8 protein-coding genes and 1 pseudogene are annotated in these 11067 nt (G+C 68.1%); 6 read left to right on the forward strand and 3 right to left on the reverse strand.

The genetic code is table 11. From position 1 onward, the window contains the following. Positions 1-418 precede the first annotated feature (418 nt). A complete protein-coding gene (locus tag UK82_RS12680; RefSeq protein ID WP_055407288.1) occupies positions 419-1054 on the forward strand; it encodes an HNH endonuclease family protein in 636 nt (211 codons plus the stop codon). A gap of 273 nt (positions 1055-1327) precedes the next feature. Here the strand turns inward: UK82_RS12680 and UK82_RS12685 are convergent, their stop codons facing one another. Together UK82_RS12685 and UK82_RS33630 are read right to left on the reverse strand one after the other, a co-directional pair. Continuing rightward, the gene (locus UK82_RS12685) at positions 1328-2338 is read right to left on the reverse strand and encodes a DUF2278 family protein (protein WP_055407290.1); all 1011 of its coding nucleotides are present in this window, start codon (positions 2336-2338) and stop codon (positions 1328-1330) included. 2116 nt (positions 2339-4454) lie between these two features. Further along, positions 4455-4622, reverse strand: coding sequence for a hypothetical protein (locus UK82_RS33630; protein ID WP_161849113.1), 168 nt, complete (start codon positions 4620-4622; stop codon positions 4455-4457). 2537 nt (positions 4623-7159) lie between these two features. On the opposite strand from UK82_RS33630, the gene UK82_RS42635 reads away from it, so the two are divergent. Further along, a partial coding sequence (locus UK82_RS42635; protein ID WP_396230541.1) for an HAD family hydrolase occupies positions 7160-7646 on the forward strand: 487 nt, incomplete at its 3' end. Position 7647: 1 nt separating this feature from the next. Then, a pseudogene (locus UK82_RS42640) lies at positions 7648-7792 on the forward strand (HAD family phosphatase); the annotation flags it as partial. On the opposite strand, the gene UK82_RS12710 reads toward UK82_RS42640, so the two are convergent. Continuing rightward, positions 7778-9106 carry a helix-turn-helix transcriptional regulator gene (locus tag UK82_RS12710; protein ID WP_055407298.1) on the reverse strand — a complete coding sequence of 443 codons (1329 nt, stop codon included), beginning with the start codon at positions 9104-9106 and terminating at the stop codon, positions 7778-7780. The pseudogene UK82_RS42640 and the gene UK82_RS12710 sit on opposite strands and share 15 nt — an antisense overlap. Before the next feature lie 90 nt (positions 9107-9196). Here UK82_RS12710 and UK82_RS12715 point away from each other — a divergent pair, with 90 nt between their 5' ends. The 3 genes from UK82_RS12715 to folE are packed head-to-tail and all read left to right on the forward strand — an operon-like array spanning position 9197 to position 11064. Next, a complete protein-coding gene (locus UK82_RS12715; protein WP_055407466.1) occupies positions 9197-9607 on the forward strand; it encodes a 6-carboxytetrahydropterin synthase in 411 nt (136 codons plus the stop codon). Further along, positions 9604-10350, forward strand: coding sequence for a 7-carboxy-7-deazaguanine synthase QueE (locus UK82_RS12720; protein ID WP_055407300.1), 747 nt, complete (start codon positions 9604-9606; stop codon positions 10348-10350). The genes UK82_RS12715 and UK82_RS12720 overlap by 4 nt, the downstream gene beginning before the upstream one ends. Before the next feature lie 57 nt (positions 10351-10407). After that, positions 10408-11064, forward strand: coding sequence for a GTP cyclohydrolase I (gene folE / locus UK82_RS12725; RefSeq protein WP_055407303.1), 657 nt, complete (start codon positions 10408-10410; stop codon positions 11062-11064). The last annotated feature ends 3 nt before the right edge of the window (positions 11065-11067 follow it).

Genomic DNA, 11067 nt, shown 5'->3' on the forward strand with positions numbered 1-11067 from the left:
CGCCGCAGCGTTCACCGAACTCGCCCAGGCGCTCCGACCAGGGCACCACCTACGTCCGCCATGCCTCACCCCGGCTCAATGAAACAGTGCCCCTGGCACCACGGCCAGGTCTTTCGCGGGACCGCAGCCTGACCTGTCGGCCAGGCCCGGCCGTTTCGGCGGGTGCCGCTCTGGCAGGAGACGGCCCGAGACCGCCAGGCCGGCGTGGGCAGGCCGGTCCATCTGAAGAGTTCACGACAATTTCGCTGCGGAGCACGCCGAGTTCTGCTCGGGGTTACCGTTACACCTGAAGGTTCACCGAATATTCGCGTGCGCGGCGACATGCGGCCGGCAAGTATCTGCGACCCTTTCCTGGGTTTCGTCGTGTCCTGCGCACCGGATTCCGTTCGGCGGCGGCGAGACCGGTCAGGAGTACGCTGTGACCCCTCGTGCCCTTAAAACGGCCGCCGTTATCTTGACAGCCGTTGTCCTGGGTGTGTTGTTCGCGGCCGGCCCCGCGGGCGCCACGCCCCCGAATATACCGTCGGCGAGCACGGCGCTGAGCCGGTTGAACACGCTGACGGTTGCCGCGGAATCGCACGGATCCACCTACGACCGGTCCCTTTTCCCACACTGGATCACGATCAGCGGAGCGTGTAACACCCGGGAGCAGGTGTTGAAGCGCGACGGGGTCGGCGTGGTCGTGGACAGCAGCTGCGCGCCCACAGCCGGGTCCTGGTACAGCCCCTACGACGGGGCCACGTGGACCAGTCCCGCCGACGTGGACATCGATCACATGGTGCCGCTGGCGGAGGCATGGGCCTCTGGGGCCTGGGCGTGGACCACCGCGCAGCGTCAGACCTACGCGAACGATCTTGGTGGCCCGGAGCTTTGGGCCGTCACCGATAACGTGAACCAAAGCAAAGGGGACAAGGATCCCGCCGAGTGGCAGCCGTCGCTGACATCGTTCCGCTGCACCTACGCACGGGCCTGGATCCAGGTGAAGTACTACTACAACCTGACGGTCGACAGTCCGGAGAAGTCCGCCCTCACGGGCATGCTGAACACCTGCTGACCGAGGAGCCGGACGAAACGCCTCTGAACGGCAGCCTGCATCGGCAGAAAGGCCGGGGCACCGGTCGACATGACCACGTCTGAGAGTGCCCTCGTCGTCGCTGCACGCCGGTCGTCGCCCTTGATCCGATGCGCGGGCGAGGAGGCATGGGGAACCTGCCCTCCTCGCCCGCCGCGGTCGGCCTGTCATTGCCGCACGGAGTGGACAAGATGATTGTCAGGCTTCTTAGGTCCTGTCAGGTCGTGCATGCCGGCCCGGCTTCTGGCTGCCCGCTCAGAAGGCGAGGCTGCGTCCTTCGGGCGCGGTGGTGTAGGCGACACCGTCGACTTTCAACCCGTCGGGGTTGAGGAGGGTGATGGTGCCGCCGTGGTTGCCGAGCGCGACCGGAGCCGGGACGGGGATCCGTACCGCGTCGCCGGCGGGCAGCACAAGACCGGGTAGCGGGCCGGCGTGGTTGGCGCGGTCGAGTAGCTTCCAGCCGGTCAGATCGACGGCGGCGACGGTGGTGTTGAGCAGGGTGACGGTCTCAGCTTCGGGTGCAGGGCCGGTCGGGTTGACCAACGCGGCGATGATGCGGACCTGCCGGTCAGGCTCCCCGGGCGCGGGCTGGCCACCGGGGGCGGCGGGCGGAATGCCGGGCAGGGTGTGGCCGGTGGTGTCGTCGGTGTGCCAGGACTGGTTCTGGAACGCGAGGAAGATCGAGACCCACCGGTCAGGGAAGGACAGCAGGAGGGCGCCATCCTGCCAGACTCCGTCGTCGCCGGCGAACTGTCGGCTGTTGCCCTGATTCATGTGGATGTCGTGGATGCCGTTACCGGGAACGAATCCGAAGATCTTGTCCGGAGTGGTGGGTTCCGGTCCCCAGCGCTGCCCGAAGGCATAGAGCCGGGCGGTCGGGTCGGCCGCGGCCCGCTGGACGTAGTGATCAAGCTTGTCGGCCAGGTCGTTGTCGGGGCCGGGCTTGTCTGAAGGCAGAGTCCGCAGGGTGGTGCGGTCGAACAGGTTGCCGCGAATGAAGTCCAGCGCGAGGCCACCCGGTGCACTGTCCAGCGGGGTGAATCCCTCGGGCAGGGCGGTGAGGCCGGGCAGGATCGGGTGGGTGAAGTCCTCGTCGGCGGTGTAGAGCAGTTCCGCGGGTGTCTGGGCGGACAGCACGTTGACCGCTATCCGGAACTGGGTCCCGGCCGCGTCTACCTGGATCTGGTAGTGCGGGCTGTCGGTGTTGCTCTCTCGACGCTGGCCCCGTACACGGCCGGTGAGAACTCCATAGGATTTTAGCGGCACTATGCCCTCCACCAGATTTTCTGTGCGGTTGCAAGGCTTACGCGGAGCGTAGCAGCACGCCTGCGGGTGGACGTCTACCGGCGATCCCACGACGCCGAACAATAGGGGACGGCGGCACCGCCGGGGCTACTGGTACTGGCTCAGGAAAGTCGACGGATCGCCGAGGGCCCCGGGACATCAAGTCCGACTATCAGCCTGGTGACCTACGTTTCGCCTGTGCGACCGCGGTAGCCACCCCGCTGAATATGAACGTGGAGGGGCTGCACTTCGTCGGTGGATGAAAAGAAATGTGAATAGACGTGAGTGATGCGGATGTCGCGCTTGCGCACGGGGCTCGCGTAGCAGGGCCAGATCTAGTTGTCAGGGAGCGCCGTCGCCGGCTGCCGCGCTACGACATCTCGATCCTGCAGGCAGAGTTCTCCCTGCCCCAGGCTCTGACAGCCGGTGTCCGGACGGTCTCCCAGGGTCTCCTGGATCGCCAGAGTCAGGCCGTTGCGCCGATCCCAGCTCGGTCGGGTGCGGCGTGCTCGACTACTGTGCAGGCGACTTAGAGGGGACTTGAACCCCTAACCGCCCGATTACAAGTCGCACGCAGACGTGCCGGGCCATATCGCATCGTGCCGGGCAATGCCCCGTTCTCCCAGGTCACGGCGCTTTCGGTGCCGCAGTGTGCCCGCCGCTGCCGCGCCGTACCCGAACATCCGTGCCCACAATGAGCCCACGTCGGTCACGTCCACGCCACACCCTAGGGTCGTGATCGGCTGCGACCTGATCCGACTCTTCCTCGGGCGGCAGATCGGCGAGTGCTCGACCTCCCGGGGAAGGTGCTCGAAGGCTTGGACGTCTGGCGTAAAGGGGCGGCGCACCCTGTGTGACTGGAACTGGATCGTGACGGTGTCGCATCCCCGCCGCGCAGCGGACAGGCCAGGGGCTGAAGCCTGGGGTGTCGGGGATTACCGGGCGTCAGGTGATCGATAGGGTCAACGGTGAGCACCGTTCTTGGTTGGGGATGACAGGACGGGGGCCGACGCCACCGGCGAGCAAGGAGACCACCCACGGGCCCCGGCCTCGTGCGGTGACTCGCCGGGGAGCGGGACCGCAATCGTCGTGTGTTGCGGCCCCCGGCGCTGGCCAGCTCGCCGATGCACCCCGCTGCCTGCCAGCGCCGCGTCGGCCGGGGCGAGGCGGCGCGATACGGGAGCACCGGTGTCCGTCGGNCTCGCGGTCGTCCTCATCGTCCTGGCGGTCCTCGCCGCCCTTCTCTTGGCCACCCTCGCTGGTACGGCGGTCGGCATCCTGCACCGGCTCGCCGGTGCCCCGTGGCCGCGGGTGCTGCTCGCTGGCGCCGGCGCCACGCTGGCCACCTTGGGTCTGCTCGTCGCGGTCGCCGGGGTGGTGGTCACCGCGGTGGGGCTGTAGATCTTCGAGCGAAGGGCCGGGAATATCACCGGATGCTCCCCGGCCCCGGGGGCACGGCGGCGGGCCGTGCCGGCGGCCACGGAGGGCGGGTCACGCTCGGACGGGAGGTCCTGCGGTGGTCGCGCTACAGGGTTCATGGCGATCGCAGTGGCGGCCGCGCCATACGCGGTCAAACCAGACGGCCATCGGTAACCGGAGCGCTGGTAGCGCCGCCCCGGCCTCCGCCGGGGCGCGGCGCTACCGGGGGCGCTCCCACTCGTCTTAGATCATGGGCGCCTCCGATCCGGAGACTGCGCTCGCACAAGGGCCATCGCACGGGCGCGGCGTGCACGGTTCCGACTGAACAGGGCCACGATGGTGGCGACTCGCAGGGGCTCCGACAGACAGCACACCGCCACCACGACGTTAGCCGGGGTGAAGAGGGCCTCGATGACATGAGGCATGGACAACCGTGTTCCCCGCCTGATCCCCTGACGGATCGAGCGGTCTAATGATCAATAGGTCTCCCGGTGTGAATCGAGTCGCGCTCCGAAGTAGTGGTCCGAGTTGCGGTCAATGGTCAGGCACATCCGTGACAGCCGGTTAAGATCACTATAGGCGATCATGGCTCTGACCTTTGCATCCGCGGCCCGACGGCCGTCGCCGATCCGAGGCCAGACCGCCCGCGAGTCCGCCTGTGGTGACGAAACGCTGCGGGCTACGGCTCGACGTTGCCGTCTCGCACGTCGCGCAGCGCGAGGACATAGCCGACCTCGATGGCGCGCTCGATCGCGGTGACCACGTCGGTGTTCATGCCAGGCGTGCCGTACTCGGAGAGCACGTTGGCCGCAGCCTCGCTGGCATCGCGTTCGTCCGGCGAGTCCACGGCGTCATGGCCGAACAGGTCGTCGACCGCGTTGGTGCCCTACCGATCGAAGATCGCGTCGAGGGCGGCGCGCACGGCGCCGGAGATCGCGGCGGCCAGGATCGTGCGAGTCAGGGCCCGCCGGTCCCGATGGCGGGCGGGGTCAGTGCGGGTCATCAATCTCCCCAGGGTGCGTCGGAACGACGACCGCCGGCCGGCGTGACGCCGACCATGAGAGCTTCTGGCCTCGCGGCGCGGCGGAACAAGCCGGAAATGCTCACCGTCTGCCGGTGGCTTGGCGGGTGCGATGACGCCAGGAACGATCATCGCTGCGGTCGGGGGGACTGACTCCGAGTTCGGAGGAGAAGGCATCGTCGCCTACCCTTCTCAAGATCACTTCTAGGCGGATGGGGAATGGAGTTGTGGGCCGGATCCGCCGCCGATGGCCGTCGGTGTCCGAAGGCTGGTCTGCCGCGGGAATCGACTCCGGGGCGGAGACGCGCCGCGGCGGACCGGCCGATCCGGTCCCACCGACTTCAGGAGGCCGGTGAGCACTCAACGCTGGCTGGTTCGGCCCGGTGCGTCATTCACTGGGAAACGAATTTTTTGTTAGGCAGTCGGGGAGCCCGGGACCTGCGGCGATGCGGCGTCGGCGTGCAACTTCTTCGGCTGTCCCCGGCGCTCCTGGGCGTAGGCCTGGGCGACGGCTCGCCGCTCGAGTTCGCTGACGGGCGGGTTGCGCTTACTAATTCCCAGCCGCGGGATTGCATTTCTACGCGTGGTCTGATCTGCCGATCGGCGGATCAGGTGGAGGGTCTGTGACGCCGAGTCGGTTCAGGTTTCGTCGAAGTACTCCTGCGCCGCGCGGCGGATCAGGGTGAGGCGCTTGGAGACGGCGCTGTGGTTGGCGTACCCCAGGATGTTCGCGATCTCGGTCTTGCTGGTCACGCCACTGGCGAGGAGTACGACGATCTGCCGGTTCCGGGTGTCCAGCAGCGCGAGGAAGTCGTTGGTGACCAGCGACCCCAGCACCTCGCTCTCCGGTCCCTGGACGGGCACGGTGTCGGGGAGTTCGACGAAGGCCACCTTCACTCTGCGTCGTCTGCCGTGAAGCTTGCGCTCGAAGTCCTCCCGCGCGTACGACCAGTGGTGAGAGAAGTCGTCCTCGATCCGATGCGAGCGGACCGCATCGAGGATGCCGCGCAGCTGCCCCGTCTGATCGGCGGCTTCCACGGTCTCGATCACGGCCCAGTGGGCCTCGTCCTCGCCCTGCCAGACGGGGCCGCCCTTGCGGGGGTTCCCGCCCACTGCCCCGGGCAGGACGCTGCCGTCCGTCAGGGTGACGGGTCCGGGGGTCTTGCCCTTGTCGACCTCCGGATAGTCCTGCAGCCAGGCCTGGATCGTGGCAGTAACCGCGGGCACCCAGAAGTCAAGGTTGTGGGCCAGCAGCCGGATCGGGTCGTTGGTCGAGAACGCGTTCATCGTCGAGCCCGACACGAGGCGCGGCCACACCGTCGCCGCCCACGCGCGGGCGAGCCGCGCCGAAAAGTCGGCCGGCAGGAGGTCATCGATGTCGGCATGGTCGGCCAGGAACGGCCACTGGCCGCCGCGAAGCGTCGGCAGCCCGAACCTGTCCAGGACCCGTTTGGGCAGCAGATGGAACAGCGGCGCGTACTCGAAATACCGGGACTGCGTGCGCGGCACGAACGTAACGTTGAGATCCCCAAGGTCCGCGATCGCGGCCATCGGCCCTGGCAACTTGTCCATGTCGAAGAAGCGGCGCCGGAACTGGGCTGCCTCCCACAGCAGGTTCCACTGCCCTACCGCGGCGGCCATCTCCAGGCCCGAGGGATGGGGCATCTCCAACGCAACGTACTCCGGCCGCGCCGGTTCCAGCGGGCGGATCNCCCCGTCGAAGAAGAACCCCGCCGAGATGTTCGTCAGGTGCGGAAACCGCGCTGGCGTCGCCTCGGCGTCGGGCAGGAAAGCGGCGTCGCGGCGCCACGCCAGCACCTCGGCCGCGGTCGGCTCACGCTCGCCGCCCATGAGGTCCTCCGCCAGGGGCCGCTCCGTGCGCTGGTCTGCCTGCTCGTCGATCTGCGTCATACCTACCTCACGACAGTCGACCCCCGAATCCGTTCCGAGCGATCTGAGGTCACCACCTCTGCCCGATCTGATACCACAGCCGTAGATTGCACCGGCGACCCGCGATGATGTTGGACGCAGCGCGGCTGCCAAACTTGGACACCTTCTGCGATCCGGCATGAGCAGGGAGTGCTGGTATGGTGTCTCGGCCTGACGACGTCAGCAGGTGGTTCGCCTCGCTGCTTCCGGGCAGCAGCCGCGAATAGCCGACCGCCAGCGGGCGCGCTGGTCGCCGAGGTAGTGGCCCGCCCCCGCATCCCTGTACTGGCGACAATCGCCCCGCCGACCGGTGTCGCCCCGATTCGTATTCCCGTCGGGATCCGGCCGCGCTGCTGGCGGCAACCCGCTGTACGCCCGCCGTGCCCCTTCGCTCGGGCATAGGAGAGTGGATCCGCCGCCTGGCGGCCGGCGCTATGCTCGGCGAGGTGACGGCTTTGGCGCGCGGGTTGATCCTGGACTTCTTCGGCGTGCTGACCAGCAACATGGTCGAGGTCATCGAATACTTCGAGGACCGGGAGAACTTGGCCAGGGGCACGTTCCTGCGGGGGTGGGCGGACCCGGCTGGGAAGGCCCTGTTCGCCGCCCTGGAGCTCGGGCAGATCAGCCAGCGGGACTGGAACGTCGGGTTCGCCAAGCTGATCGGCGTTCAGCCTGACAATCTGATGGCGCGGTACCTCGCCGACGCCTACCCCGCCTACCGGGTCCTCAACGTCGCCAAACAGGCCCGCGCCGCCGGGATCAGGACCGCAGTCCTGTCCAACTCGCTGGGACGAACCCCCTACGACCCGTACGCCGGGTGGGACCTGCGCGCAAGCTTCGACGAGGTGGTCTTCTCCACCGACCTCAGGATCCGCAAACCCGACCCTCGGATCTTCCAGATGACCGCCGACAAGCTCGGGCNGACGCCGCAGGAGTGCGTGTTCGTCGACGACACCGAGGACAACCTGGTCGCCGCGGCCCGGCTGGGCATGAGGGTGCTGTTGGGGTTGGACGAGGATGCGACCGCTGGTGAGCTGCGGGCGGTCTTGGGCCTACCCGCCCTGTAGGAAATCGCGGACTGTCGGGCTGGCCGAGTACGGCGCCAATTTCCTGCGCAGCCCCGACAGCGCCGAACCCGACCGCGCTGAATCCACCGCGCTCAGGCAGCGCGCGGCGTGCCGGGCGCAGGTGACGGCGGCGTCGAGGTCACGCAACGCCAGGTGAGCTTCGGCGGCTCGCGCCAGGTAGATCGCGTGGCTGCGCGGGAACTGCTGGTCTCCGGGGTAGTCGGCGTCGGAGGCGGCGGTGAAGAAGCGCAGTGCTGCGGCCGGGTCGTGCAGTTCGAGTGCCGACGACCCGGCGATCATCTCGATCTCCGCGAGTGTCACCCAGTACAGGACCGGCGGGTCGTCGTCGTGCGGTCCGTGTTCGAGCAGGTCGCGGGCGTGGTGAAGGGCGCGGGTCACGGCCGCCCGGTCTCCGGTCTTTGACAGGGCGCGGGCCTTCCTCGCCGCGAGCATGGCCCGCATTCGCGGTGTGGTCTGGCCCGCGACGGACTCCTCGGCGAACGTCAGCAGGTTCACCGCGTCGCGCGGGTCGCCGACCGTGTAATGCTGAACAGCCAGGAACGACATGGCATACGCACCGGCGGTGACATCCCCGCCCGTCGCCGACGCCCGCAACGCGGTCTCGAAGTATCGTTCAGCGAGCCCGTGGCGGTCGGAGTCGAACAGGCTCCACGCCGTCTGCCGCGCCGCCTCGGCCGCCAGTGACAACGCGCGTGCCTCGGCACGCTCAGGCAGCCCTCCACCGTTGATCAATTGGGTCACTAGTGCCAGTTCGTTGCGGGCCAAGCGGGCGATCTGGCCGCTTCCGAGTTCGTCGTCCAGGTGCCTCAGATGCTCCAGCCGGTCGCCGATGTGGTCGAGTAGCGCCGGGGCGCCGAACGGCGGCCTGCCGCGCAGCATCGTGGCCGTGCCTGCAGGCTGCTCGGACTGGCCGGTGACCGCGGTATGCCAGTGGCCGAGGAGTGCGGCCAGGGCCGTGCCTGAGGTGAGGACGAAGCTGCGACGGTCCACACCACCTCCACGGGCTTGATCACTCAGGATCTCAAGTGTCCCCCGCCTGTTCCACGGCGGCGCCGCCCGCGGACCGTCAACCATCTCGGTGAAGGCCCCACAGGTCCCCAGCACGCGATCGTAGGCCCTGGCGACGTCACACGTGACGGCACGGTTGCCGTTCTCGACCGCGCGCAGGTGCGACCGGGAGAACCCGGCTTCGCGGGCGAACCTATCCCATTCCAGGCCGCTGTTCTGGCGGGCCTCGCGCATGGCCGTTCGGACGTCGGCGTCCACCGCCTGCTCCTTCAGAATCTGAATCACCTATGGATCAGCACAGTTCATTGTTCCCCGGCACCCGCCGGTGTGTGCTTGAAGCGGCATAGATTGCCGACGCAGGCCAGGGAGAAGGCAATGACCTTCAGCTCCGTTCCGATGCCGCCGGGCACCTACACCATCAGCAAGACCTTCGACTTCGAGGGGGGTCACCGACTCCCCGGTCTGCCGTCTGAGCACAAGTGCTCCCGCCAGCACGGGCACAGTTACGAGGTTGAGGTCATCCTCACCGCTCCCCGCCTGGAGGAGCCCGGTTTCGTGACAGACTTCGGCGCGCTGGCTCCTTTCAAGGAGTTCCTGGCCGCCGATCTCGATCACCATAACCTTCACGAGATCCTTCCCTTCGAGCCGACCTCGGAGCTCCTCGCCCAGTTCCTGGCCGGGTGGTTCATCCAGAACGTCGAGCCGACGATCCCCGGGCGCTTGGTCGCCGTCGGGGTCCGCGAGACCAGGCGCAGTTGGGCCAGGTTCGAGGTGGAGGGGCAGTGACCGCGCTGGGACCGGCCACCGTGGAGCTCTCGGCGAGCGACACCGGCTCCTGGCTGATCATCGCGGAGTGTTTCGGTGTCGAGACGCCGACCTTCCAGGGCGAGGGCCCGAGCTGCGGGCATCCTGCCCTGTTCATCCGCCTGTCCCGGTGCAACCTGACCTGTGCGCAGTGCGACACGAAGTACACCTGGGACTGGTCTCGGTTCGACCCGCGCACGGAGTCGACGAAACGGCCGGTGGCGGATCTGGTGGCCTGGGCGGCGTCGTGTCCGGTCGAGCTGGTCGTGATCACGGGCGGTGAGCCGCTGATCCAGCAGCGGAAACTGGCGGCCCTCGTCCAGGGGCTGCTGGCCGTCGGCAAGCGGGTCGAGTTCGAGACGAACGGCACCATCGCGCCCGACCCGGCGCTCCTGGTCGACGGAGTGCGGTTCAACGTCTCCCCGAAGATCCAGAGCTTTGGGGTGGCGGAGAGCAGGAGCATCGTGCCCTCCGCGCTGGAGGCTTTCGCGGCGACGGGCAGCGCGGTGTTCAAGTTCGTCGCTTCTTCAGTCTCCGACCTCGACCGGATCGCCGAGCTGGCCGCAGCCCACCGGCTCGCGCCGGTGTGGGTGATGCCAGAGGGCACCACCGCCGAGGCGATCATCGCGGCAACTCGTGTCTTGGCAGACGCGGTCGCGGCCCGGCACTGGCATCTCACCACCCGGCTGCATGTACTGGCGTTCGCCGACGCCCGAGGCCGCTGACCTGGCCACTGCTCACTCCCTCTTCTATGCCCCGGCCCCCGGAAGCGAGAAGGCCCCATGACGAGCACCTCCACCTCCAGCCCGACCGCGGCGGAAAGCAGCGCCGTATCCGCGCTCTCCGTACCCGCGGTATCCGTACCGGTGCCACGCATCGATACCGGCCGAGTCTCCGACCTGATCGCCCAGCTCCTGGTCGCACTGGGTGAGGACTCCGCCCGCGAGGGACTGATTGGCACTCCGGAGCGAGTCGCGTCCTGGTGGAACACTTTCCTTTCCTCGGACAGTGCCGCGACCGCGACATGCTTCACCGAGTCACATGTGAGCGGCCAGATGGTTGTCGTGGGCGGCATGAGCGTGTGGTCGCTGTGCGAGCACCACCTGCTGCCCATGAACCTTCAGGTCACCGCCGGGTACGTGCCCACGGGACAGCTCCTCGGCCTATCGAAATTCGGCCGCATCGCACAGCGGCACGCCGGCCGTCTCCAGGTCCAGGAACGGTTCACCCGACAGGTCGCCGACGAGCTCGCCAGCGTGATCGGCAGTGACGATGTGGCCGTAGCCGTCCGCGGCACGCACCTGTGCATGAGCATGCGGGGTGTCCGGATGGAGGCCGCCCGCACCCGAACGCTGTGCGCCGGCGGCCGGTTCGCGAGCGACCTGCTTCTTTCCCAGCAGTTCCTCGCCCTCGCGCACCCCCACACCCATCCCGAATGAGAG

Origin of the sequence: Frankia sp. ACN1ag, from assembly GCF_001414035.1 — a bacterium.
Classification (GTDB): Bacteria; Actinomycetota; Actinomycetes; order Frankiales; family Frankiaceae; genus Frankia; species Frankia torreyi.